The sequence below is a fragment of the Methylobacterium sp. WL120 genome (assembly GCF_008039465.1).
GTDB lineage: Bacteria > Pseudomonadota > Alphaproteobacteria > Rhizobiales > Beijerinckiaceae > Methylobacterium > Methylobacterium cerastii.
On the sequence record NZ_VRUT01000010.1, the window covers coordinates 1 to 25035 of the forward strand.

18 protein-coding genes, 1 tRNA gene and 1 pseudogene are annotated in these 25035 nt (G+C 70.1%); 9 read left to right on the top strand and 11 right to left on the bottom strand.

From position 1 onward, the window contains the following. Positions 1-1992, bottom strand: a pseudogene (locus tag FV229_RS03605) (hypothetical protein); the annotation flags it as partial. Positions 1993-2274: 282 nt separating this feature from the next. Here FV229_RS03605 and FV229_RS03610 point away from each other — a divergent pair. The 3 genes from FV229_RS03610 to FV229_RS03620 all read left to right on the top strand — a co-directional run bounded on the left by FV229_RS03610 (position 2275) and on the right by FV229_RS03620 (position 5986). Then, on the top strand, positions 2275-4059 hold the full coding sequence (locus FV229_RS03610; protein WP_147750637.1) for an acyl-CoA dehydrogenase C-terminal domain-containing protein: 1785 nt from the start codon (positions 2275-2277) through the stop codon (positions 4057-4059). 90 nt (positions 4060-4149) lie between these two features. Continuing rightward, positions 4150-5358, top strand: coding sequence for an acetyl-CoA C-acetyltransferase (locus FV229_RS03615; protein WP_147750638.1), 1209 nt, complete (start codon positions 4150-4152; stop codon positions 5356-5358). 112 nt (positions 5359-5470) lie between these two features. Next, positions 5471-5986: a hypothetical protein gene (locus tag FV229_RS03620; RefSeq protein ID WP_147750639.1), complete on the top strand. Its 516-nt coding sequence runs from the start codon at positions 5471-5473 to the stop codon at positions 5984-5986. A 77-nt stretch (positions 5987-6063) separates the two neighbouring features. On the opposite strand, the gene FV229_RS03625 is transcribed toward FV229_RS03620, so the two are convergent. Then, positions 6064-6783, bottom strand: a complete 720-nt coding sequence (locus FV229_RS03625; RefSeq protein ID WP_246685556.1) for an EAL domain-containing protein — start codon at positions 6781-6783, stop codon at positions 6064-6066. A gap of 212 nt (positions 6784-6995) precedes the next feature. On the opposite strand from FV229_RS03625, the gene FV229_RS03630 reads away from it, so the two are divergent. Further along, a complete protein-coding gene (locus FV229_RS03630) occupies positions 6996-9197 on the top strand; it encodes an FAD-dependent oxidoreductase (RefSeq protein ID WP_147750641.1) in 2202 nt (733 codons plus the stop codon). A 223-nt stretch (positions 9198-9420) separates the two neighbouring features. Here FV229_RS03630 and FV229_RS03635 read toward each other — a convergent pair whose 3' ends face one another. From FV229_RS03635 to FV229_RS03645, 3 genes are read right to left on the bottom strand one after another with little or no spacing between them, the layout of a single operon-like run. Next, positions 9421-10275 carry a 3'-5' exonuclease gene (locus tag FV229_RS03635; protein WP_147750642.1) on the bottom strand — a complete coding sequence of 285 codons (855 nt, stop codon included), beginning with the start codon at positions 10273-10275 and terminating at the stop codon, positions 9421-9423. A gap of 60 nt (positions 10276-10335) precedes the next feature. Beyond that, complete coding sequence (ligA, locus tag FV229_RS03640) at positions 10336-12843, bottom strand: NAD-dependent DNA ligase LigA (protein ID WP_147750643.1); 2508 nt, start codon at positions 12841-12843, stop codon at positions 10336-10338. Between the two features lie 35 nt (positions 12844-12878). Beyond that, positions 12879-14303 carry an MFS transporter gene (locus FV229_RS03645; protein ID WP_147750644.1) on the bottom strand — a complete coding sequence of 475 codons (1425 nt, stop codon included), beginning with the start codon at positions 14301-14303 and terminating at the stop codon, positions 12879-12881. 129 nt (positions 14304-14432) lie between these two features. Between FV229_RS03645 and FV229_RS03650 the strand changes: the two genes are divergently transcribed. Both FV229_RS03650 and FV229_RS03655 read left to right on the top strand, forming a co-directional pair. Further along, positions 14433-15176, top strand: a complete 744-nt coding sequence (locus FV229_RS03650; protein ID WP_147750645.1) for a 4'-phosphopantetheinyl transferase superfamily protein — start codon at positions 14433-14435, stop codon at positions 15174-15176. Between the two features lie 91 nt (positions 15177-15267). Then, positions 15268-15344: transfer RNA gene (locus tag FV229_RS03655), tRNA-Pro, on the top strand. 477 nt (positions 15345-15821) lie between these two features. Here the strand turns inward: FV229_RS03655 and FV229_RS03660 are convergent. From FV229_RS03660 to FV229_RS03675, 4 genes are all read right to left on the bottom strand, one after another. Next, positions 15822-17897, bottom strand: a complete 2076-nt coding sequence (locus tag FV229_RS03660; RefSeq protein WP_147750646.1) for a family 2A encapsulin nanocompartment cargo protein cysteine desulfurase — start codon at positions 17895-17897, stop codon at positions 15822-15824. Beyond that, positions 17884-19275, bottom strand: coding sequence for a family 2B encapsulin nanocompartment shell protein (locus FV229_RS28380; RefSeq protein WP_147750647.1), 1392 nt, complete (start codon positions 19273-19275; stop codon positions 17884-17886). The genes FV229_RS03660 and FV229_RS28380 overlap by 14 nt, the downstream gene beginning before the upstream one ends. A gap of 490 nt (positions 19276-19765) precedes the next feature. Beyond that, positions 19766-20611, bottom strand: a complete 846-nt coding sequence (gene cysE / locus FV229_RS03670) for a serine O-acetyltransferase (protein ID WP_147750682.1) — start codon at positions 20609-20611, stop codon at positions 19766-19768. 43 nt (positions 20612-20654) lie between these two features. Then, positions 20655-20852 carry a hypothetical protein gene (locus FV229_RS03675; protein WP_147750683.1) on the bottom strand — a complete coding sequence of 66 codons (198 nt, stop codon included), beginning with the start codon at positions 20850-20852 and terminating at the stop codon, positions 20655-20657. Between the two features lie 358 nt (positions 20853-21210). Between FV229_RS03675 and FV229_RS03680 the strand changes: the two genes are divergently transcribed. Next, positions 21211-21645, top strand: coding sequence for a YeeE/YedE family protein (locus FV229_RS03680; protein WP_147750648.1), 435 nt, complete (start codon positions 21211-21213; stop codon positions 21643-21645). Further along, positions 21639-22109, top strand: a complete 471-nt coding sequence (locus tag FV229_RS03685; RefSeq protein WP_246688032.1) for a YeeE/YedE family protein — start codon at positions 21639-21641, stop codon at positions 22107-22109. Before FV229_RS03680 ends, FV229_RS03685 begins: the two co-directional genes overlap by 7 nt. Positions 22110-22152: 43 nt before the next feature. Here FV229_RS03685 and FV229_RS03690 read toward each other — a convergent pair whose 3' ends face one another. Together FV229_RS03690 and FV229_RS03695 are read right to left on the bottom strand one after the other, a co-directional pair. Further along, positions 22153-23157 (bottom strand): inorganic phosphate transporter, encoded by a 1005-nt coding sequence (locus FV229_RS03690; protein ID WP_147750684.1) that lies wholly within the window; start codon positions 23155-23157, stop codon positions 22153-22155. Between the two features lie 5 nt (positions 23158-23162). Continuing rightward, entirely contained in the window at positions 23163-23819 is a 657-nt protein-coding gene (locus FV229_RS03695; RefSeq protein WP_147750649.1) for a DUF47 domain-containing protein, read from the bottom strand. Between the two features lie 367 nt (positions 23820-24186). Here FV229_RS03695 and FV229_RS03700 point away from each other — a divergent pair, with 367 nt between their 5' ends. Further along, a complete protein-coding gene (locus FV229_RS03700) occupies positions 24187-24987 on the top strand; it encodes a MetQ/NlpA family ABC transporter substrate-binding protein (protein WP_246688033.1) in 801 nt (266 codons plus the stop codon). Positions 24988-25035 lie beyond the last annotated feature (48 nt).

Here is a 25035-nt window from a genome sequence, read left to right on the forward strand (position 1 = left end):
GGCGCGGGCCGGCGCGGCGGCCGACGGCGCGTCGAGCCGCCCGGTCAGGCGCTCCAGGGCCGTCTGCACGCCTTCGAGCGTCGTGGCGAGGCGCTGGTCGGAGGCCGCCTGCAGGGCCTGCATGTCGGCGAGGCCGGCGCGGAGCAGTCCGAACTCGCTCGTCTCGGCGGTCCCGCGCGTAGCACCGATGGAGTCGGCGACGGCGCTGCGGGTGGCGCGCGCCACGGCGGCCTCGATCGGCGCCTCGTCGCGCAAAGCGGAGACCTGCTCGAGCAGGTCGCCCATGGTCCGTTCCAGGCTCGCCAGCGACGGGTCGCCGCTGCGGGCGTCGAGCCGGTCGGCCAGCGACACGACCTGCTTCTCCAGGGCGTCGAGGCCGTCGTCGCCGGTGCGGGCGCCGACGCGGTCGACCTTGTCGGCGAGGTTGCGCAGCATCGCGTGGATCGATGCGACGTCGCCGCCCGGCATCGCCGGCTGGCGCAGGGATTCGCCCAGGCTTTCGCCGAGTCCTTCGAGCCGCCCGATCAGGTCGCCCACCGGTTGGGCGCTGACGCGGTCGACCTTGTCGGCGAGCGCGTCGATCCGCCCGAGGATCGCCTTCGAGCTGGCTGCGTCGGCGCCGCGCGCGCCGGCCTGCATCGCGTCGAGCTTCGAGGCGATCGCATCGATCTGGTTGACGAGGGCCGGCGAGGTGGGAGCGCTGGCGTTGAGCCCGCTGCGGATCTCCTCGAGGAGCGGACGCAGGGCGGTGTCGCTGCCTGCGCTCGCGGCCTTCTGAAGCTGGACGATCTGCGCGCTGATCGCCTGCACGCCGGCGGCGAGGCTCTGGATCCGCTCCGGCCCGGCGAGCGCCGCGATCAGGCGGCGGATCTCCTCCAGCTCGCCGAACAGGTTCTTCAGCGCGTCGTCGTCGACCGAGCTGCCGCGCCCGGCGGCGGCCGCGTCGAGGCGGGTCGCCAAGCGCTCGACCTCGCCGGCCACGCGGGTGTGGACGTTCTCGCTCACGTCGTCGGCGAGGCGCTCGACCTGCAGGCGTATCATCTCCATCGGCTCGGCGATGGCGGCCAAGTCGGCCGGCGCCCCGACGCGCTCGACGCCGCTGGCCAGCGAGATCACCGCCTGCTCCAGGGCGCCGAGGTCGCGGCGCGTGGCCAGATGGCCGATCGATTCGCGCAGGCGATGGGTCTCGCGCCGAAGCTCGGAGACCGCGGTCTCGGTCGCCGCGTGATCCTCGACGGTGGCGTCGAGGCGGCGGGCGAGGTCCTCGCGCATGGCGGCGACGACGCTGGCACCGGAGCCCGAGCCGGAAACGGAGCCTTCGCCGAGCTCGCGCTGGCGCAGGCGGATGTCCTGGACGGCGTCCTGGATCTCGGCCGCAGCCGGGCGGCCGCGCCGGCCCGGGGGCCGGGTGGCGGCAAGCTGCTCGCCCAGCGCCGACATGCGGCGCTCGATGTCGCCCAGGCGTTCGGCGACCTGCTGGACCGGGGCCGTGCTGGCGCCGATCGCCGCGCCGATGCGCGACTCGATGTCGGCGATCCGGCGCTGGGCCGCGTCCTCCACCGACAGGCGCTCCTCCGCCAGGGTGCGGTCGAGGCCGTCGATGCGGGCGAGCAGCGTCTGGATGGTCGCGCCGAAGGCGCCGTCCGAGGCGATTTCGGGGATGGCCCTGGCCGCAGGCTCGGCCCAAGCTGCCGCAGGCTCGGCCCAAGCTGCCGCAGGCTCTGTCCAAGCTGTTTCAGGCTTGCTCGAAGCGGGCGAGGCCGGTGCGGCCGGCTCGGACCGCGCGAGGTCGGCGGGGGCGTGGCGCGGAGCCTTCGCGGAGGATTTCGCCTTGGCGGCACCGGGCTTGGCCCCGGGCCGGCCCTTGTCCGGGACGACGGAGGCGATCCACGTCTCCAGCGGCACGCCGGCGCGGCGCGCCACGTCTCGGGCAGCGTCGAGCACGTCGGGATCGAAGGTGTCGAAGCTCGGCGTCGCGGTTCGGGTCATCATCGGGCCTGCGTTCGGCGGCATTCGGCACCGGTTCCGGACGACATGCGCGGACGCTTGTGACGTGTCCGGAACGTGGGCCTCGGATCGGTTGTCGTGGACCATTAACTTTCTTGGTAAACACCCGGTTAAGACGGAGGCCGCGTGTCGCTATGGTTGAAAGCTCCGCATCATACGGTGCCCCCTTGCCCTCGCGCGGCCGGATAGTTTATATGTGAACTATCGAGGGACCCACCGATCCGCGAGCGATCGGGCAGGGCCTCCGCCCAGCTGGAGGATGAAGAGATGCCGAGCTATCGCGCCCCGGTCGAGGACACCCTTTTCCTCCTCAACGACGTGCTCGGCTTCCACAACCACGCGAACCTCGCGGGCTTCGCGGACGCCACCCCGGACATGGTCGAGGCGGTGCTGAACGAGGGCGCCAAGCTCGCCGACACGGTGCTCGCCCCGCTCAACCGGGTCGGCGACCTCGAAGGCTGCACCCGCCAGGCGGACGGCTCGGTGACGACGCCGAAGGGCTTCAAGGCGGCCTACGACGCCTACGCCCAGGGCGGCTGGATGGGCCTGTCGGTGCCCGAGGAATACGGCGGCCAGGGCTTGCCGCACACGCTGAACACCGCGATCCAGGAATTCGCCTCCGGTGCCAACCTCGCCCTCGGGATGTATCCGGGCCTGACGCAGGGCGCGATGGCGGCGCTCCTGGTGCACGGCTCGGACGAGCAGAAGGCCACCTACCTGTCGAAGATGGTCGAGGGCGCCTGGACCGGCACCATGAACCTGACCGAGCCGCATTGCGGCACCGATCTCGGCCTCCTGAAGACCAAGGCCGTGCCGAACGGCGACGGCTCCTACGCGCTCACCGGCACCAAGATCTTCATCTCGGCGGGCGAGCACGACCTCTCGGAGAACATCGTCCACCTCGTCATCGCCCGGATCGAGGGCGCGCCGGCCGGCACCAAGGGCATCTCGCTCTTCGTGGTGCCGAAGTTCCTGGTGAACGCCGACGGCTCGGTCGGCGCGCGCAACGGCGTGTCCTGCGGCTCGATCGAGCACAAGATGGGCATCCACGGCAATTCTACCTGCGTGATGAACTACGACGGCGCCACCGGCTGGCTCGTCGGCCAGGAGAACCGCGGCCTCAACGCGATGTTCGTCATGATGAACGAGGCGCGCCTCGCCGTCGGCGTGCAGGGCCTCGGCCAGTCCGAGGTCGCCTACCAGAACGCGGTCGCCTACGCGAAGGATCGGATCCAGGGCCGCTCGCTCACCGGTGCGAAGGCGCCCGAGAAGGCCGCCGACCCGATCATCGTCCACCCGGACGTGCGCCGCACGCTGATGGGCATCCGCGCCTTCAACGAGTCGGCCCGCGCGCTGATGCTCTGGACCGCGCTGCAGTCGGACGTCTCGCACCGCTCCGAGGACGCGAAGGAGCGTCAGACCGCCGACGACCTGCTCGGCCTGCTCACCCCGGTGGTCAAGGGCGTGCTCACTGACCGGGGCTTCGCCAACGCGGTCGAAGCCCAGCAGATGTTCGGCGGCCACGGCTACATCGAGGAATGGGGCATGTCGCAGTTCGTGCGCGATGCCCGCATCGCGATGATCTACGAAGGGGCCAACGGCATCCAGGCGATGGACCTGATCGGCCGCAAGCTGCCCAAGGACGGCGGCCGCGCGATGATGGCCTTCCTCGGCGAGGTCCAGGCCTTCATCAAGGACAACGACGAGGACGAGGCGCTGAAGGCCTATACCGGGCCGCTCCAAGCCGGGCTGAACGACCTGCAGGGCGCCACCATGTGGTTCATGCAGAACGCGTTCTCGAAGCCGGACAACGCCGGCGCCGGCGCCACCGACTACATGCACCTCCTCGGCCTCGTCGCAATGGGCTACATGTGGGGCAGGATCGCCAAGGCGGCGAACGCGAAGCTGGCCGAGCTGCCGGCGCGCATGGACGCCAAGCTCGCCACCGGCCGCTTCTACATGGAGCGGGTGCTGCCCGAGACCGCGATGCGCCTGGTGCGCATCAAGGCCGGCGCGGACTCGACCATGGCGGTGCCGGCCGAGGCGTTCTAAGGCGCAAGCCCTCCCTCTCCACCCTCTCGCGCAGGCGGGATGGGGGTACGCGGTGCGGCTGCGCAAGTCGGAAAGATCAAGGGAAACGCCATGACCGAGGCCTTCATCTACGACCACGTCCGCACCCCCCGCGGCCGCGGCAAGCCGGACGGGTCGCTGCACGAGGTCACGGCCTTGCGGCTGGCCGAGACGGCGCTGCGCGCGCTCAAGGATCGCAACGGGCTCGACACCAGCCGCGTCGACGACGTGGTGCTCGGCTGCGTCGACCCGGTCGGCGAGGCCGGCGGTGACATCGCCCGCGCCGCCGCGCTCGTCGCCGACTACGGCACCCACGTGCCGGGCGTGCAGATCAACCGCTTCTGCGCCTCGGGCCTCGACGCGATCAACTTCGCCGCCGCCCAGGTGATGGCCGGTCAGCAGGACATGACGGTCGGCGGCGGCGTCGAATCGATGAGCCGCGTCGGCTTGGGCGCCTCGGGCGGCGCCTGGCCGGTCGACCCGGCGATCGCGATCAAGTCCTACTTCATGCCCCAGGGCGTCTCAGCCGACCTGATCGCCACCAAGTACGGGTTCAGCCGCGACGATTGCGACGCCTACGCGGTGCAGTCGCAGAAACGCTCGGGCAAGTCGTGGGCCGAGGGCCTGTTCAAGGGCTCGGTCGTGCCGGTGCGCGACGTGAACGGCATCACGCTGCTCGACCGCGACGAGCACATGCGGCCCGCGACCGACATGCAGTCGCTCGGCCAGCTGAAGGCCTCGTTCGTCCAGATGGGCCAGATGGGCGGGTTCGACGCGGTGGCGGTGGACGCACACCCGGACGTCGAGGCGGTGGACCACGTCCACCATGCCGGCAACTCGTCGGGCATCGTCGACGGCGCCGCCGCGGTGCTGATCGGCTCGCGGGAGGCCGGGCAGGGCGCGGGCCTGAAGCCGCGAGCCAGAATCCGCGCCTTCGCCAACATCGGCTCCGACCCGGCGCTGATGCTGACCGGCCCTGTCGACGTGACCAAGAAGGTGCTGGCACGCGCCGGCATGCAGCTGTCCGACATCGACCTGTTCGAGGTCAACGAGGCCTTCGCCGCGGTCGTGCTGCGCTTCCAGCAGGCGTTCGACCTCGATCCGGCCAAGGTCAACGTCAACGGCGGCGCCATCGCCATGGGCCATCCGCTCGGTGCCACCGGCGCGATGATCCTCGGCACCGTGCTCGACGAGCTGGAGCGCACCGGCAAGGAGCGCGCCCTGGTGACCCTGTGCATCGGCGCCGGCATGGGCACGGCGACCATCATCGAGCGGGTCTGACCCCGGGGGCCGGAACGGCCGGCGCGTTCCCTATTCCGGGCGAACGCTGCTAGAGCCGGCCCCGACCCGTGCCGGGAAACGGCAGGGACGACACGAACCTTTGGGAGAAACGATGACCCGCCTGCTCGCCACCCTGTGCCTGACGACCGCGCTCGCCCTTCCCATCGCCGCCCGCGCGGACGAGGCGGCCGACAAGGTCGCGGAAGCCAAGACGCTCGTCAGCAAGACGCTGATCAAGAACCTGAAGACCGGCTTCGACGCCGCGCTGGAGAAGACCGTCGCCGCGATGCCCGACGACAAGTCGGAGCCGGTCCGCAAGGAGCTGATGGCCGAGTTCGACAAGCAGAGCGGCATCATGATCGATGGCCTGTCGAAGGAATACGCGACGAAGTTCACGCTGCCGGAACTCAAGCACCTCAACGAGATCTACGAGGACAAGACCTACCTCAAGTTCCAGACCATCAACGCAGACCCGTCCTCGTCGGTGACGGCGATCTCGCAGGCCTCCGTCACCAAGCTGCTCAACATGCTGGCGATCGCGGCGGCGGGCGACAACACGCCGAAGCCCGGCGCGCCGATGCCGATGCCGACGCCGACGCCCGCCCCGGCCCCGACCCCGGCGCGCTGAGCCGGCGGCGGAGCGATCCGGGCATGTCCCTTCAAGCTGGCATGTGCCTTCACGCTGGCATGTCTCCTCAGCCCAGCTCAGGCGGCGCGCACGGATCGCTCCGACCCGGGAAAGCCCGCCACCTCCGGCAGACCTTCGAACAGGGGCTTGGCGAAGTGGTAGCCCTGGAACAACGTGATGCCGAGGTCGCGCAGGGCGTCGAGCTCGCCCTGCGTCTCGACGCCCTCGGCCAGAACCGAGACGCCGAGCGCGCGGGCGATGGCGACGAGGCCCGCCACGATGGCGCCGCGCCCGGCGTCGACGTCGATGCCGCGCAGCAGGTCCATGTCGATCTTGATCAGGTCGGGACGGAAGTTCGCCAGGAGGCTCAGCCCGGCATAGCCGGCGCCGAAATCGTCGAGCGCGGTGAGGAAGCCCTGACGCCGGTACTCGGCGACGATGCGCTTCACATGGGGGACGTCGCGGAAGCGCTCGTTCTCGGTGAACTCGAACATGATCCGGCGATGCTCGAAGCCGACCCGGCGCGCGGCCTCGAGCGAGGCGCGGATGCAGGCCGCCGGCTCGTAGACGGCGTTGGGCATGAAGTTGATCGACAGGCGCGTCGCGTCGTCCTTCGGGAACAGGCGGCCGGCGAGCTCGATCGCCTTGACCCGCGCGGCCTGGTCGAAACGGTAGCGCGTCTCGTCCGTCACCCGGTCGAGGATGGAGGCGGCCGACTGCCCCCCCGGCCCGCGGACCAGGGCCTCGTAGCCCCAGACCCGACCCTCGGTCGTGTCGACGATCGGCTGGAACGCCATGGTGAAGGCGAAATCGAGGGCCTCGCCGTCGCGGCAGGCCCGGCACTTGGCCTCCGCGGCCTTGGCACCCGTCGTCTTGCCGTCCACGACCTGGGCATCGCTTAACATGGGTTACTTCCCGTTACTTGAACCCCGCACTCCTTCTGAAGCGCAACACTCTCCACACTGTTAACGCGCCGAACTTAAGTCCTTCAGCCACCCGAGGATCAGCGATGAATCTCCAGAACTTCCGCTTCGAGACCGATGCCGACGGCGTGGCGTTGGCGACCTGGGACTGCCCCGGCCGCTCGATGAACGTCATCACCCAAGCGGTGATCGACGAGATCGAGGCCATCGTCGACGCGGTCGTCGCCGACCCGGCCGTGAAGGGCTGCGTCATCACCTCGGGCAAGGACAACTTCTCGGGCGGCGCCGACCTGACGATGCTGCAGGGGCTCGGGCTCGAATACGAGAAGCTCAAGCGCGAGCAGGGCGAGGAGCCCGCCATGCGCCACTTCTTCGAGGCCTCGCGCCGGCTCTCGCTGGTGTTCCGCAAGCTCGAGACCTGCGGCAAGCCCTTCGCGGCGGCGGTGAGCGGCATCTGCCTCGGCGGCGCGTTCGAGCTGGCCCTGTCGTGCCATCACCGCGTGGTCTCGGACGACCCGAAGACCCGCGTCGGCCTGCCCGAGATCAAGGTCGGCCTGTTTCCCGGCGGCGGCGGCACGCAGCGCGTCGCGCGGCTGATGCAGACGGGCGACGCACTGCAGATGCTGTTCAAGGGCGAGCAGATCCGCCCGGCCATGGCCAAGAGCATGGGCCTCGTCCACGAGGTCGCGGGCAAGGACGAGATCGTGGCCAAGGCCAAGGCCTGGATTCTGGCCGGCGGCTCGGCGGTGGCGCCCTGGGACGTGCCGAAGTTCAAGGCGCCCTCGGGCAAGGTCTACTCGGCCGCAGGCATGATGATCTGGCCGCCGGCGAACGCGATCTACCGGCGCGAGACCCACGACAACTACCCGGCGGCGAAGGCCATCCTGGCCTCGGTCTACGAGGGCCTCCAGCTGCCGATGGATCTCGGACTGAAGGTCGAGAGCCGCTACTTCGCGATGATCCTGCGCACCAAGGAGGCGGCGGCGATGATCCGCACGCTGTTCATCTCGATGGGCGAGCTGAACAAGGGCGCGCGCCGCCCGAAGGACGTCCCCGCCACGAGCATCAAGAAGGTCGGCGTGGTCGGCGCCGGCTTCATGGGCGCCGGCGTCGCCTACGTCACGGCCAACGCCGGTCTCGACGTGGTGCTCGTCGACCAGTCGAGCGAGGCGGCCGAGAAGGGCAAGGCCTACGCCCACGCGCTGATCACCGGGCAGATCAACAAGGGCCGCGCCAAGACCGCGGACCGCGACGCGCTGCTCGCCCGCATCACGGCGTCCGCCGACTACGCGGACCTGGCCGACTGCGACCTCGTCATCGAGGCGGTGTTCGAGGACCCGCGGGTGAAGGCCGAGGTGATCGCCAAGGTCGAGGCGGTGATCGGCCCCGACACGATCTTCGCCTCCAACACCTCGACGCTGCCGATCTCCGGCCTCGCCAAGGCGTCGTCCCGCCCCGAGCAGTTCGTCGGCATCCACTTCTTCTCGCCGGTCGAGAAGATGATGCTCGTCGAGATCATCAAGGGCGAGGCCACCGGCGACCGGGCGCTCGCCACGGCGCTCGACTACGTCCGCACCGTGAAGAAGACCCCGATCGTCGTGAACGACGCCCGCGGCTTCTTCGCCAACCGCTGCGTCGGCGCCTACATCCTCGAGGGGCACAAGATGCTCAACGAGGGCGTGCCGCCCGCGATGATCGAGAACGCCGGCAAGATGGCCGGCATGCCGGTCGGGCCCCTCTCGCTCAACGACGAGGTCGCCCTCGACCTCGGCCTCAAGATCGCCAAGGCGACGGAGGCGCAGCTCGGGCCCGACGCGGTCGACCCGGCGCAGAAGGCGCTGCTCGTCGAACTCGTCGAGACCCAGGGCCGCCTCGGGCGCAAGAACAAGAAGGGCTTCTACGACTACCCGGAGGGCGCGCCCAAGCGCCTGTGGCCCGGCCTCAAGGACCTGCAGCCCACCCACCTCGACCCCGACACCCTCGACATCGCCGAGCTGAAGCACCGCCTTCTGGTGGTCCAGGCGCTGGAGGCCGCGCGCACGGTGGGCGAGGGCGTCATCACCGACCCGCGCGAGGCCGACGTCGGCTCGATCCTCGGCTTCGGCTTCGCGCCCTTCACCGGCGGCGCGCTGTCCTACATCGACTTCATGGGCGCGAAGGACTTCGTGGCGCTCGCCGAGGGCCTGGAAGCCAAGCACGGCCCGCGCTTCGCCGTGCCGGACAACCTGCGCGCCCTGGCCGAGACCGGCGGCACGTTCTACGGCGAGGCGGCGAAGAAGGCGGCGTGAGGCGAGCCTCGCTCCTCGCTCCCCGGGAGGAGCGACGCGTCCGCTTCTCCCCCGTCATCCCGGGGCGCCGAAGGCGAGCCCGGGATCCCGAGCCCCCGCGCATGCCGTTGGGGGCGGAACGCATCCGCTCCTTCGCCCACGGACGGCGGTTCTGGATTCCGGACTCTGCTTCGCAGCCCCGGAATGACGGCTCCTGTTTCGGATAGGGGGCGGACATCCCGCCTCACCCCACCGCGGCGAGCCGCCGCCGCAGAACCTCGACGTCGGCGTGGTTGTTCGACAGCAGATCGGTGATGTCGCCGACGACGAGGGCCTTCACGTGGCGGCAGCGCACCCCGTGGCGGCCGGCCATGCAGGTGCAGCGCAGCATCAACCCGCTCGTGCGGTCCTCCAGCGAGACCTCGTAGCGGTTGCCGGTGCTGCCGCGCATCGCGAAGCGCAGGGCGTCGGGCTCCGCGGGCTTCAGGACGCGCAGGATGCGGCCGCTGATGGCGCCCGCGCCCGCCCGCGGCACCGCGGCGCTGCCGTCGATCCGCGTCGCCGGCAGCGACAGCACCCGCGACAGGTCGGGCACGTCCGCGGCCTCCGTCTGCCGGACGGCGGCGAGCGCGATCTCGGCGCAGGCGTAGGCGTCCTCGCCGGCGTCGTGGTGCTCGAAGCGGATGCCGAGGCGCCTTGCGACCTTGCCGAGCCCGCAGCCCTCCGGGTCCGGGAACACGCGCCGGGCGACCTGGACCGTGCAGAGGTAGCGCAAGGGAGGCGCCGGCAGCCCGCAGGCCTGGAGCGAGGCCCGCAGCACGCCGATGTCGAAGCTCGCGTTGTGGGCGAGGATCAGCCCGCCGGCGAGGTCGGGCAGGAACTCGGCGACCGCCTCGCCGAAGCCGGGCTTGTCGCGCACGTCGGCCGGGACGATCCCGTGGACGCGGATGTTGCCGGGCGCGAACCGCAGCTCCGGCGGCCGGATCAGCCGGGACGCGCGCCGGACCACGCGGCCCCCCTCGATCCAGGCGAGCCCTATCGCGCAGGCGCTGTCGCGCCGCTCGTTGGCGGTCTCGAAGTCGAGGGCGACGACGGTCATGAGCCCAGGGACGGCCGCGAGGATGTCATGCCCCAGGTCTATGACCCGGCGACTCGCGCTTCAAGCGGCTGCGACCATCGCGAGCCATTCGTCTTCCGAGACGACGCGCACCCCGTGCTTCTCGGCATCCTTCAGCTTCGAGCCGGCGCCGGGGCCGGCGACGACGAGGTCGGTCTTGGCCGAGACCGAGCCCGAGACCTTGGCGCCGAGGCGCTCGGCGGTGGCCTTGGCCTCGTTGCGGGTCATCTTCTCCAGAGTCCCGGTGAAGACCACCGTCTTGCCGGAGAACGCCGCGGTGCTCGCGGACGCCTCCATCGGGGCGACCTGGACCTCCTTGAGCAGCGCCGACACGGCGGCGTCGTTGTGCGGCTCGGAGAAGAACGCGATCAGCGAGTCGGTCGCCACCGGGCCGATCTCGCCGTCGTCGGCGAAGACCCGGTAGGCGTCGCCGGGGCGCTGCTCGGCGGCCCGCGCGATCGCCGCGCGCACCGCGTCCAGGCTGCCGTAATGCGCGAGCAGGCTCGCGCGCTGGCTGGTGCTGAACCGGATCTTGCCGGCCTCCGTCGGCGCGGCCTCGCCCTCGTCGGTATCGCCCGCCTCCGCCGGAAGGCCGGCCTCGAGCAGCCGGTCGCGGGTGGTCGGCCCGATGCGCGGCACCGCGGAGAATTCGATCCAGTCCGGCCCGGCCTGCGCGTCGGCTGCGGCCCGCAACGCCTGCTTCAGGGCGGAAAAATCCGAGAACCGCTTGGCCAGCGCCTTGGCGGTCGACTCGCCGATGTCGGGGATGCCCAGCGCGAACAGGAAGCGGTTCATCGGCAGGCGGCGGCGCTCGGTGACCGCGCCGAGCAGGTTGTGGATCGCCTTGTCCTCCTCCTCGCCCTTCTTCTTCGTCGGCTTCTTCGGCGCCAGCGCCCCCTCCGCCCGGCGCTCCGCCGACAGGGCCTCGCGGCGCGCGACGATCGCCGCCTTCAGCGGCTCGAACTCCAGGGTGAACAGGTCGGCGGGCTGGCGCACGAGGCCGGCCTCGAACAGCACCTCGATGTAGGTCTGTCCGAATCCTTCGAGGTCGAAGCCGTTGCGCGAGACAAAGTGCTTCAGGCGCTCGACGCCTTGCGCCGGGCAGATCAGCCCGCCGGTGCAGCGCCGCACCGCGTCGGGCTTGCCGGTGCGCGGGTTGATCTCGCGGACCGCCCTGCTGCCGCAGGCCGGGCAGGTCTCGGGGAAGACGAAGGGCCGGGCGTCGGCCGGGCGCTTGTCGAGTACCACGTCCATCACCTTGGGGATCACGTCGCCGGCCCGCAGCACCACAACGGTGTCGCCGACGCGGATGTCGCGGCCGTCGCGGATCGGCTCGCCGTCCCCGCCGACCCCCTTCACGTAGCCCTCGTTGTGCAGCGTCGCGTTCGAGACCACGACGCCACCCACCGTCACTGGGCGCAGCCGCGCGAGCGGGTTGAGCGAGCCGGTGCGGCCGACGTTGATGTCGATGCCCTCGACCACGGTGAACGCCTCCTGCGCGGCGAACTTGTGGGCCAGCGCCCAGCGCGGGCTGCGCGAGACGAAGCCGAGCCGCTTCTGCAGGGCGAGGTCGTCGACCTTGTAGACGACGCCGTCGATGTCGTAGCCGAGCGTCGGCCGGTCCGCCTCGATCGTCCGGTAATGCGCGATCATCCCGGCGGCGTCGGCAAAGGTGACGGTCAGCGGGTTCACCGGCAGGCCCCAGGCGCGAAACAGCGCCATTACCCCCGATTGCGTCCCCTCGAAGGGCGGCACCACCTCGCCCCAGGCGTAGGCGAAGAACTTGAGCGGTCGTGAGGCGGTGATCGACGGGTCGAGCTGGCGCAGGGAGCCGGCGGCGGCGTTGCGCGGGTTGGCGAAGAGCGGCTTTCCCGCAGCCTCCTGGCGGGCGTTGATCGCGGCGAAATCCGCGTGCGAGAGGTAGACCTCGCCGCGCACCTCGCAGATTGCCGGCCAGCCGCTGCCGGCGAGCGCCTGCGGGATGTCCTCGACCGTGCGGGCGTTGGCCGTGACGTTCTCGCCGGTCTCGCCGTCGCCGCGGGTGGCGGCGGTGACGAGGCGCCCGTCCTCGTAGCGCAGGGACAGCGACAGCCCGTCGATCTTCGGCTCGGCGGTGAAGGCGAGCGGCGCCTCCGGCCGGTTCAGGAACCGGCGCACGCGGGCCACGAACTCCTCGACCTCCTCGTCGGCGAAGGCGTTGCCGAGGGAGAGCATCGGGACGGCATGGCGCACCTTGGCGAATTTTTCGGACGGCTTCGCGCCGACCGCCGTGCTCGCCAACCCGGTGCCGGCGAGATCGGGAACTTGCGCTTCCAGCGTCTCCAGCTCCCGGCGCAGGGCATCGTAGGCGGCATCCGAGATCTCGGGCGCATCCTCCTGGTGGTAGAGCCGGTCGGCCTCGGCGATCTCCGCGGAGAGGGCGGCGTGGCGCGCCCGCGCCGCGTCCGCGGTGAGCGTCGGGCTCGGCGCATTGGATTTTCGCGCGTCGAACTTCTCGGCGTCGGACTTCTCAGCGTCGGACTTGGTCGTGGCGGAGTTGGGCTTCGGCATCGGGCTCAGGACTTCCGCATTGGGCGATCGGGCTTCTAACCGATTTCCCCCCGGCCGAGATCACTTCCCGATCGAGCCGAAGCGTCGCGATGCACAGGGATCGCGCGTGGCTCGCGCGGCCGGGGCAGGATCAGCTCCGGGCGCCGCACCAGCGCCGCGGCCCCGAGCAGGACCAGCCCGGCGAGGATCGCGACCAGCGACAGGGGCAGCACCGGCATCAGCGCGCCGGAGGCCGCGCCGCCGGCGACGGAGCCGAGGTTCATCACCGCCATGAATACCTCGAACTGCGTCGCCGCGCCGGCGCGTCCGCGGCTCGCCTGCATCAGCGCCGGCACCAGGGCGACGATCAGCAGGCCGGGCAGGACGTTGGTGAAGCCGAGGATCAGCGGCCCGGCCGACCCGGCCAGGCCCGCCGCGATCAGGGCGGCGGTGGCGAGGAACGCGGCGGCGCTCGCCAGGAACAGGGCGCGCAGCGCCGGCAGCGGCCCGGCGCGGTCGCACCACGACCCGATGGCCACGGCACCCACCGTCCCGCCCGCGAAGGCGAGGCCGGCCTGGAGCCGCGACAGGGCGGCGGCATCCCAGCCCTGCGCCTGCACGAGGTCGACGGAGAACGGCAGCTCGAACAGCGCGAGCGCGGCATCGACCGCGAAGCACAACGCGACGAGCCGCAGGGCGTGCGGCCGGCGCAGGCCAAGGCCCAGCCGGCGCAGGAACCGCCCGAACGGCACGTTCCGCCCGGCGTCGGCGCCGACGCGGCGCGCCGACGAGAGGAAGGCGTCGCCCGGCGCCTCGCGCACCAGCAGGATCGGCAGGCTGGCGAAAATCGCGGCCGCGAGCAGGCACAGGGCTCCGAACCGGAACCCGTAGGCCGCGAGCAGCCAGCCGAACAGGCCGGCGCCGAGGCTGGTGCCGGCGACGAACCCGGCCCGGGTGCAGGCGCTCATCCGCCCGAGCTCGCCCTGTGGGACATGGTCCATCACCATCCGGTCGCAGGCGGTGTCGAGCAGGGCGGCGAAGGTGCTGTGGGCGAGGAACACGAGGCCGAGCGCCCCGAGCGACCGTTCGCCGGGCACCAGCAGCAGCCCGGCCAGCGCCAGGTGGCAGCCGAGGATCGCGAGCACGCTCCAGGCGCGGCGCCGCCCCATCGCGAACCCGCTCGCGCGATCGACCAGCGGCCCCCACAGGATCGGCTGGACCGTCCAGGGCAGGCCGGCGACGGCGAAGTGGAGGCCGACCTCCGCGCTCGACACGCCCTGCGCCGCCAGATGGTTGGCGAGCGCGGTGAGGGAGAATCCGGCGACCAGGCCCTGGTAGAGATAGGTGGCGAAGAACACGCCGTAGCGCGCCCTGCGATCCTGCAGGGTCGGCAGCCGAACCGACGACCGACCTGACGACCACCGTGCGGCCGCACCGGCTTGCGGACCCGGCCGCACGGGCGGATCCTCGCCGCCGCTCATCGCCGAAGGTCTTTCATTGCACGCGCACCCGCTCCGCCCCGATCCTACGACGGAAGCCGGCCGAACGCGCGCGCCTTTCGCTCCCCCCGCAGAGAGGGGAGCGAACAGCAGGTTTCCGGCGAAGGCATCATGAGCGACGGTTGGATCGTCACCGGACCCGGCCCCACCGATACGATCCAGATCTGGAGCGTCGACCTCGCCCTGTCCACGGATCGGCTCGCGTGCTGCGATGCCTGGCTTTCGCCCGCGGAGGCCGCCCGCGCCGGCCGCTTCCTCCGGGCGGAGGATCGCGACCGGTCCCGCGTGAGCCACGCGGCGCTCCGCCTGATCCTCGCCCATGCGCTCGGCGTGGCGGCCGAGGCGCTCGCCTTCGCGCCGGGGCCGGCCGGCAAGCCGGAATTGGCCGGGGCACAGGCGGGCGCGCTGCACTTCAACCTGTCGCATTCGGGCACACGCGCCCTCGTCGGGGTCTCGCCCAAAGCCGCGATCGGGGTCGACGTCGAGGCGCTGCGCCCGGTTCCCGACGCGTTGCGCATCGCTCGTGCGCACTTCGCGCGCGCGGAAGCCGAGGCGCTGGCAGCCCTGCCGCCCGAAGAAGTCGATGCGGCCTTCACCGGATTGTGGACACGCAAGGAAGCGGTGGTGAAGGCGCTGGGGGCTGGCCTGTCCCTGCCGCTCGACCACCTCGCCCTGACCCTGCCGCCGGCGCCGCCGCGCCTCGTCGCGATCGTCGGCGACGACCCCGAGGCCTGGAGCCTCCACCACCTCGAACCCGGCCCCGGCACGGTCGGCACCGCAGCGATCCGGGCAGCCGGCGCCACCATCGCCCGCTGCGCGCTGCCGGAGGACTGGCCGGACCGCCACCCGCGCTGAGCGGGCGAAACGGCGACCCCGTGCGAGATGCCGCTTGCGGCCGACCCTGGCCCCGGTTATACCCCCGCTCGCTGGCGAAGCCGCCGGCCGTCGGAGTGTAGCGCAGTCTGGTAGCGCACCACGTTCGGGACGTGGGGGTCGCAGGTTCAAATCCTGCCACTCCGACCAAAGTTTCCTTTCGGAAACAGGTCTTCCCGGCTCAGAGAGCATCGGCACAGTCACAGGATTGCGCGAGAGTCGCGCAATCGGTTCGCCGCCGACCGGAAATGCCGGCACCTGTTCCACCTCAGCCTCTATCGCGAGATCGACACCGGCATCTCGATCGTCCGGAGGCGCGATGCGCTACGGGATCAAACGCCGCTCACCTGACCGGTATCTTTGGTCGAGCCGCGTGGAAGGCAATCGCGTGGCGGTCGTCATGGATTGACAGATCTCATATATTTAAAAATAAATATATTACGTCTTGGTTTTTGTATAATAAATCGACATTGAATTTATGTTTCGATTGATTTATTGATCAATTCGGATTTATTGATATAAAAAGTCAATGGATAGACGCGTGAAACGGCGAGATGCCGGTGCCAGATTAATGGCATCGACGTCTCGTTCGATCAGGCAAGCTGCAGCAACGGAAATCTTGACCCGCTAGTGCCGCGCCAGGCGGTGCAGAGCCTGGAGGAAGATGTCCACGTCCTCGCGGGTGTTGTAGAAGGCCAGCGAGGCGCGGATCGATTGGTCGACGCCGAAGCGTCGCAACGCCGGCAGGGCGCAGTGGTGGCCGGAACGCACGGCCACACCGTGGCGGTCGAGATGGTGGGCCACCGCCTCGTTCGCCTGGCCTTCGATCGTGAAGGACATCACGCTGGCCTTCTCGCGGGCGGTGCCGATCAGGCGCAGGCCCTTGATGTCGGCGAGACCCGCTTGCGCGTAGTCGAGCAGGTCGTGCTCGTAGGCGGCGATGGCCGGGAGGCCGACGCTCTCCAGGTAGTCGAGCGCCGCGCCGAGGCCGACGGCGCCGGCGATGTCGGGGGTGCCCGCCTCGAACTTCTCGGGCGCGCCCTTGTAGACCGTCCTGGTGAAGGTGACGTCCTCGATCATGTGGCCGCCGCCTTGCCACGGCGGCATCGCCTCGAGCAGGTGCTTTTTGCCGTAGAGGGCGCCGATGCCGGTCGGCCCGAAAACCTTGTGACCGGAGAACACCACGAAGTCGGCATCGAGCGACTGCACGTCGATCGGGATGTGTGGCGTCGACTGCGCGGCGTCCACGAGCACCGGCACGCCGTAGGCGTGGGCCAGCGCGATGATCTCGCGGACTGGGTTCACCGTGCCGAGCGCGTTGGCGACGTGGGTCACCGATACGATCTTGGTCCTCCCTGAGAGCAGGGCCGCGTATTGCTCGAAGATGATCTCGCCGCGATCGTTGACCGGGATCACGCGCAAGGTCGCGCCGGTGGCCTGGCTGAGCAGCTGCCAGGGCACGATGTTGGCATGATGCTCGATCGTCGAGACAATGATCTCGTCGCCCGGCCCGATGTTGGCACGTCCGTACGAGTTCGCCACGAGGTTGATCGCCTCGGTGGTGCCGCGCACGAAGACGATGTCGTCCTTCGATGAGGCGTTGAGGAAGCGGCGCACCTTCTCGCGGCCGCCCTCGAACAGGTCGGTGGAGCGGGCGGCCAGCGTGTGCGCCGCCCGGTGGATGTTCGAGTTGTGGCGGGCGTAGAACTCGGAGGTCGCGTCGATGACCGATTGCGGCTTGTGCGTGGTCGCCGCGTTGTCGAGCCAGACCAGCCGATGCCCGTTCACGCTCTGGTGAAGGGCCGGAAAGTCCTTGCGGACACGCTCGACGTCGAAGGGGGCGCCGACCAGGCTCGACGGGGTCGAGGTGACCCGCGGAACCGGGCCGTGATGCCGTGAAGGCTCGACGCGGGGCGCGGCCTGCGGCTTGGCGTGCGGCTTGGCGTTCCGCGGCGATCCCGTCAGGAAGTAATAGTCGCCCGACGTGAACGGCTGGTCGCCGCCATGCTCCACCGTCCGCACGGGGTCGCCGGAAGGGCGGCCCGTGCGTTGGAAGTTCTCCTGGGCGACGTCGACGCCGGCCTTCGACGGGTCGGCCGGCACGAGGCTCGGCGCGACGGCGCTGGCGAAGGCGTTCGCGCGCGGATGATCCGCCGCGACCCGCCGATGCAGGTCGGGTCCGCCGGGGAGGAAAGCGGCCACGTCCGGCAGGCTCGGCACGAAGAATTCCGGCAGGCCGTGCCGCGCGGATGGAACGCCGCGCTGCGACGCCAGCGGGTCCGCGAGCGGATGCACCGACGGGATCGTCGCCGTGTCGAGGAAGCCGGCGCCTGCGGGCGCGGGCGTCCCGCCGAACGGGTTCGCCGCGGAAGGCCCCGTCAGGCCCGGAATCCCGGCGGCAGGGCCGCCGACATTGCGCGCGCCGAGGCTGGCGGCGTCGGGCTGGAATCCTGATGCCGCCGAGGGGGGGCCGAGGCCGGCACCCGGCAGCGAGGGCTGTCCGGGGCCCTGGGGAAGGCTCTCCAGGCCCTGCGGCAGTTGCGGCGAGGCCGGCGGCGACGGGGCGGACGCCGCCTGCCCCTGGCCGTAGATCTCGCGGGCGAGGCGCCCGACGAGGTCGGCGTGGGCCAGGGACGCGGCGCTGTCGCCCGTGGGGATGCCGATGGCGGACGTGCTCAACGCGCCGGCCTCAGGCGTAGTCATGGTAGTTGCCGAGCAGCACGTTATCGAGGCGTGCGATCGCATCCTCGACCAGCACCGCGGCGGAGAAGTAGCGGGTCACAAGGTGCGAGGCGATGGAGTGGTCGTTGGTGCCCATGTAGCGCACCGACAGGCCCGGTTCGATCTCGCCGGTGACGCCGGACTTCTGCAGGCCGACGACGCCCTGCTCGCCTTCGCCGACGCGCAACAGCAGGATCGAGGTGGTCTGCGCGCCGGTGGCCGGGTCGACGTCGATCGGTAGCTTGTCGCTCGGCACCAGCGGCACGCCGCGCCAGGTGAGGAACGGGGCGCCGAACAGGTGCACCACGACCGGCGGCACGCCGCGGCGGGTGGCCTCGCGGCCGAAGGCGGCGATGGCGCGGGGGTGGGCGACGAAGAAGGCGGGCTTCTTCCAGACGAGGGTCAGCAACTCGTCGAGGTCGTCCGGGGTCGGCGGACCCGAGCGGGTCGGGATGCGCTGGCGCCCGCCCACCTCGTTGAGGAGGCCGAACTCGGAGTTGTTAAGCAGCTCCCACTCCTCGCGCTCCTTCACGGCATCCACCGTCAGGCGGATCTGCTCGCGGAGCTGGTCGATCTCGTTCGAGTAGAGATCGGTGACGCGGGTGTGGGTGTTGAGGATCGTCTGGATCGTCGAGAGATGGTACTCGCGCGGATCGATCTCGTAGTCGACGAAGGTCGTCGGCAGGCGCGGCGCGCCGGTGTGCACGGCCAGCAGCTCGATGCCCTGCTCGCCGTGGCTGTTGGTGTGGCCCTTCAGGCGGTCGCGCTCCTCGACATAGTGCGCGATGCGGTTCTTGACCGCGTCGTCGTCGAGCGCCGCGCGGTCGAGGGTCAGCAGCGTCACCGCCGAGAGCGCCTTGACGGCCGGTGCGGGCTGGCCGTCGCCGACGAGGGTTTCGTCGCCGAAGAAGTCGCCGCGGGTCGCCAGCCCCGAGCGCAGGCGGTTCTTGTACGGGCCCGACAGCGAGAGCTCGACGGTGCCGTCGGCGACGACGGTCAGGCTGCGGTCGCCGGCGCCGCCTTCCGAGATCGTCTCCCCGGCGTTGTGCCGGCTCTCGGTGAACTTGCCGGCGAGCGCGGACAGCTCGGCGTCGCCCAGGCGGCTGAACGCCGGCACGGCGCGGAGCGAGGCGGGACTGATCGTGCGGGCGTTGCCGTCCGTGGCGAGGTCGATGCGGCCGGGTTTGGCCAGCACCACGGCGCGCCGGTTCACGCGGTAGACGCCGCCGTCCACGTTGACGAAGGGCAGCAGCCGCAGGAGCCAGCGCGGGGTGTTCGCGAGGTTCTGGACCGAGGTGACGGTCGCGGTCGATAGATTGCGTGCTGCCGATGCGCCCACGCTCAGTCCTTGTCCGCTCATGTCCGGTCGTCCCCACTTTGTTTTTGAATTGTGTCGCGCCCTCTGAAGAACAGGCGCGATCGATCAGCCGCATTAACGCTGCGTTGAGAGCAAGCACGCTCGGCCAATAAATCGAATGATTTACATGCAGTTGCGAAACCTATGCAGCATCGTAATAGAATGACGGTCTAGCCTCGACTGCGACGCATCGTCAATAGAAGAATATTCCGAATTTGTGGAGCGCTGCAGTATCGCTTCCTGTCTATCGACCGTATGATGAGGACGATTTCTGGAAAAGGGCATCTCGAGAGAATGAAATTCTAGAAATTACGCTCCGAACGCGAGGTTCGACGGGAAATCCTCTTCAACGGCGTCCCGTGCGGCGGAGCCGGTCCGCGCGGCCTTGCGCCTCTTCCCGGGTCACGAGTGGCGTGGCCGGCCTTTGCGACCTTTGATTCCGCCGAGATCGGGCGGCAGCCTTCAACGGCGCCCAAGTCGAATCATCGTCGGGTCAGATCCCGTCTCCGAAGAACTGGTCCATGCTCTGCGCCGGCTCCTCGTTGCGCGGCAGCTTCGACACCACCCGGGCGGGCACGCCGGCGACGGTGGTGTGGGCCGGTACGTCGTGCAGCACGACCGCGGCGGCGGCGACCCGGGCGCCTTCGCCGACGCGGATGTTGCCGAGCACCTTGGCGCCGACGCTGAGCAGCACGCCGCGCTCGATCTTGGGATGGCGGTCGCCGCTTTCCTTGCCGTTGCCGCCGAGGGTCACGGATTGGAGGATCGAGACGTCGTCGGCGATCACCGTGGTCTCGCCGATCACCACGCCGGTGGCGTGATCGATGAACACGCCCGAACCGATCCGCGCCGCCGGATGGATGTCGGCGCCGAACACCTCCGAGATCCGGCTCTGCACGTGCAGCGCCAGCGTCGCCCGGCCCTGGTGCCAGAGCCAATGCGCGACGCGGTAGCCCTCCAGCGCCGCCAGCCCCTTGTAGAACAGGAACGGATCGAGATAGCGGCGGCAGGTCGGGTCGCGCTCGCGGATGGCGACGAGGTCGCGCACCGCGTGGGCGCCCGCATGCGGGTCGGCTTCGAATGCCGCCAGGCACAGGTCGCGCATCGCCAGCCGGGAGAGGTCGCCGTCGCCGAGCCGGTGCGCGAGCCGGTAGGCGAAGGCCTGCGCGATGCTGCGCTGGTCGAGTACCGTCGCCTGGATGATGCCGGCATAGAGCGGCTCCTCGACGAGCGCCGCCTCCGCCTCGCGACGGACCTCCTGCCAGACCGCGTCGACGGAGGTGCTGCGGCTCGTCGTCCGCAGCGGCGCCTGCGGCAGGGCGGAGCGCGCCTCCAAAATGGCGCCGAGACTCACGCGACGATCCTCGATTCGAAAGGCATCCTCACGCCGCCTGCTTCTTGAAGAGATCCGGCAGGTAGCGGTGCAGGGTCTCGTGGCCGTCGAACTTCACGTCCAGGGTGAGGCTCGCCGCCGGCGCCTCCGCATGCGTCTCGACTACGCGGCCCAGCGCATGGCGCCAGATGCCGAGCGCTTCCGCCACGTCGAGCCGTGCGAAGATGACCTGGTCGCCCTCGACGATGGAATCGGCCCGTTCGGTCCGATTCGCCGCCGGCCGGCGAGGCCGATCCGCGACCAAAGGGGCGGAAGAGTCCATGTCCTCCGTCGCGTCGAAATCGGAGAAGCTTTGCGTCGCGGAAGCCCTGTCCAGCAGCATGAATATTCCGTTAAGTGATTGTTTAGATTGAATAATTAGCGATGCGAACCTCGATTGCAAGCGTTGTTTCCGTTCCAGGGGCGCGATAGGCCGGAGGAGATGTCGGCATTTCCGGTCGGCCGGAACCCTCGCGGATGATGAAGTCCCTTGTCGAAAGCCGCCTATCGGCTGCGTGCCGCGGCGACACGGCCGTGCGCGCGGCGCCTCGGCGCGGCGTGCGGGCATGAGCGCCTTTCTCCCCGCGCTCGCCGGCGGCGCGCTCATCGGCCTCTCGGTCGCGATGCTGCTGCTGTTGAACGGCCGCATCGCCGGGATCAGCGGCCTGGTCGCCGGCCTCGGCACCGACAGGGGCGAGCGCCGGCGCGTGGACGCCGCCTTCGTCGCCGGGCTGCTCTTCGGGCCACCCGCCTTCGCGTGGCTCGCCGGGGCCTGGCCGGAGATGCGGATCGTCGCCTCCCTGCCGGTTCTCGTCGTCGCGGGCCTCCTCGTCGGGTTCGGCACCCGCCTCGGCTCGGGCTGCACCAGCGGCCACGGCGTCGCCGGGTTGGCGCGGCTGTCGCCGCGCTCGCTCGTCGCCGTGCTCACCTTCCTGGCGGCCGGCATGGCGACGGTGGCGCTGATGCGCACTTTGATGCCGACCTCGGGCGTGTCGTGGTGATCGGCCTCCGGCGCATCCTCGCGGGGCTCGCCGCGGGCCTGGTCTTCGGTCTCGGCCTGTCGCTCTCCGGCATGCTCGATCCGGTGCGGGTCCGCGGCTTCCTCGACGTGACCGGACCTTGGGATCCGAGCCTGATGTTCGTGCTCGGCGGCGCCGTCACGGTCTCGGCGCTCGGCTACCTGCTATCCCGCCGCCTGCCGCGGCCGGTCCTCGACGAACGCTTCCAAATTCCGACGAACCGCCGGATCGATCCGGCCCTCGTCGGCGGGTCCGCCCTGTTCGGGATCGGCTGGGGGCTGTCCGGTTTCTGTCCCGGCCCGGCCGTCGCGGCGCTGTCGATCGGCGGCCTGCCGGTCGTCGTGTTCGTGCTCGCGATGCTGGCCGGCATGGCCGGTCACGCCTGGACGACGCGAACGGACGCGGTGGTGCCGGAGCCGCTTTCGTCGTCGAAAGCGTTCCGGTGAACCGTTCGACCGCGGATGAGCACCGTCCGTTCGGCTTCTCAGCTCAAAAAAGCCGGGTCAGCGCGTAGCAGGCCGCCGAGATGCCGGCCGCAGCCGGCAGGGTGACGACCCAAGCGACGACGATGTTGCCGGCAAGTCCCCATCGCACCGCCGAGGTCCGCCGCGCCGCGCCGACCCCTATGATCGCGCCCGTGATCGTGTGCGTCGTCGAGACCGGCACGCCGAGCCACGTCGCCAGGAACAGCGTGATGGCCCCTCCGGTCTCGGCGCAGAAGCCCTGCGTCGGGTTCAGCCGGGTGATCCGCGATCCCATCGTGTGCACGATGCGCCAGCCGCCCGACAGCGTGCCCAGCGCCATCGCGGATTGACATGCGAGCACCACCCAGAGCGGCACGTGGAAGTCGCCCGTCAGCCGGCCCTGCGAGTAGAGCAGCACCGCGATGATGCCCATAGTCTTCTGCGCGTCGTTGCCGCCGTGCCCGAGCGAGTAGAGCGAGGCGGAGGCGAACTGCAGCACGCGAAAGGTCTTGTCGACGCCGAACGGCGTCGCCCGCACGCAGCTCCAGGACACGACGAGCACGAGCACGAGCGCCAGGACGAAGCCGATGAGCGGCGACAGCACGATGGCGGCGACTGTCTTGCCCAGGCCCGACCAGACCACGACGCCGAGGCCCGCCTTGCTGACGCCCGCCCCGACGAGTCCGCCGACGAGTGCGTGCGAGCTGCTCGACGGGATGCCGAACACCCAGGTGACGACGTTCCACACGATGGCGCCGACGAGGGCGCTGAGGATCACCTGCGGGTCGACGATCCCGGCGTCGACGATGCCGGTCCCCAGCGTCTCGGCCACGTGCAGGCCGAAGAACAGGAACGCGATGAAGTTGAAGAACGCCGCCCAGAGCACCGCATATTGCGGCCGCAGGACCCGCGTCGAGACGATGGTGGCGATGGAGTTGGCCGCATCGTGCAGCCCGTTGAGGAAGTCGAAGACCAGCGCCACCGCGATCAGGGCGACGAGGTAGGGGAGGGCGAGGGTGGTGACCTCCATGGCGGTCACACGTTCTCGATCACGATGCCGCTGATCTCGTTGGCGACGTCCTCGAAGCGGTCGACCACGTCCTCCAGGTGCCCGTAGATCTCCGCGCCGATCATGTAGGCCATCGCGTCGCCGTCCCCGCCGTCGCGGCGATGCGCCTGATAGAGCGCCTTCAGGCCCTGCTCCTCCAACGCATCCGAATGACCCTCGATCTGGGTGATCGCCTCGGTGAGCTGGTTGATGCGCCCGGCATGGCTTCCCACCGCGTTGAGCAGCGGCACGGCTTCGGCCGTGAGGCGGGCCGCCTCGATCACCGTCTCGCCCATGGCGCGCATCAGGGGAGTGAAGTCGCGCAGCTCGTAGAGTTGGACCGCCTTCACGGTCTTGTTCATCTGGTCGATGGCGTCGTCCATCGACTGGATCAGATCCTTGATGTCGCCGCGGTCGAACGGGGTGATGAAGCTGCGGCGCACCGCCAGCAGGACCTCGGCGGCGATGGCGTCCGCCTCCTGCTCTCGGTCGACGATCACCTGGCAGTAACGCGGAACCTCCGCACCGCCCTGCAGCACGCCCTGGAGGGCTTCCGCGCCGGCGACCAAGGTCTGGGAATGGCGCGCGAAAAGATCGAAGAAGCGGTCTTCCCGCGGCATCAGGGCGCGAAACCAGCCAAGCATCGAACGACCCCTCGGGTGACCGTGACGCTCGGCCGAACTGCCGTTGGCTGCGTGCGTGGCAGCAAAACCCGAGACCAAGCTGAGGCGTTCCAAGGCGCTTCGGAAAGTCGGCTAACTTCTGGGTCGGCCCTCCCATCGTCGCGGGCACGCCGGAGGCGATCGCGGCCGGCGCGACGATGCCGCCTCGGCGTGAATCCCGTCGCGACAACAGGCCAGGAGAACATCGCTATCCTCGCACCGCGAAACACGGTGACGATCCCCTTCGAACGGGCCGAAATTCGGCAATCGCTGCTCTTGATGCGGAACCTTGGTTTCGAGATACCAAGACCAGTCTTCGTCACCGAAATTCAATCGAAAAGCGTGCGCCGTGCCTGCATCGACCCGTCGCGTCTTCCTGTCCGGCGCCCTCGCCCTGAGCATCGGGCCGGCCCGCGCCGCCTCGGCGCCCCTGCGGGTCGTGGCCTCCTCGCTGCCGCATGCGGAAATCCTCGAGTTCGTCGTCGACAAGCTCGCCCCCGACCTGCCGCTGAAGGTCATCGAGATCTCGGGCGATCTGCGCCCGAACGCCCTGCTGCGTGACGGCGACGCCGACGCCAACTTCTTCCAGCACGTCCCCTTCCTACGCTCTGAGGAAGCCGCCATGGGGATGCGCTTCGCCGTCGTTGCGGCGGTGCATGTCGAGCCCCTGGGCTTGTACAGCCGCCGTGCCAAGGCGCTCGCGGACCTGCCGGCCGGCGGCGTCGTCTCCCTGTCGAACAACGTCTCCAACACCAGCCGCGGGCTGTCGCTGCTTCAGGCCAACGGCCTGATCCGCCTGCGGGCGAAGGCGGCGGACGTGAACGCCACCGTGGACGACATCGTCGAGAACCCGAAGAACTTCCGCTTCGTCGAGATCGCCCCGCCGCAACTGCCGCGCTCCCTCGACGACGTGGCGCTCGCCGTCATCAACGGCAACTACGCGCTTGAAGCGGGGCTCGAGCCTGCGCGGGATGCGCTGGCGCTCGAACGCGCCGAGGGCAACCCGTATGCGAACGTCCTCGTCACCACCGAGGGCTTGGCGAAGGATCCCCGCGTGCTGCGCCTCGGAACCCTGCTGACCTCGGCCGAGGTCGCGGATTTCATCGGCAAACGCTACCGCGGCTCGGTCGTCCCCGTCCGCCCGTCCTGACCGGCGCGGACGCGGCCATCACCCGCCCTTCGACAGCTCTATCCTGCC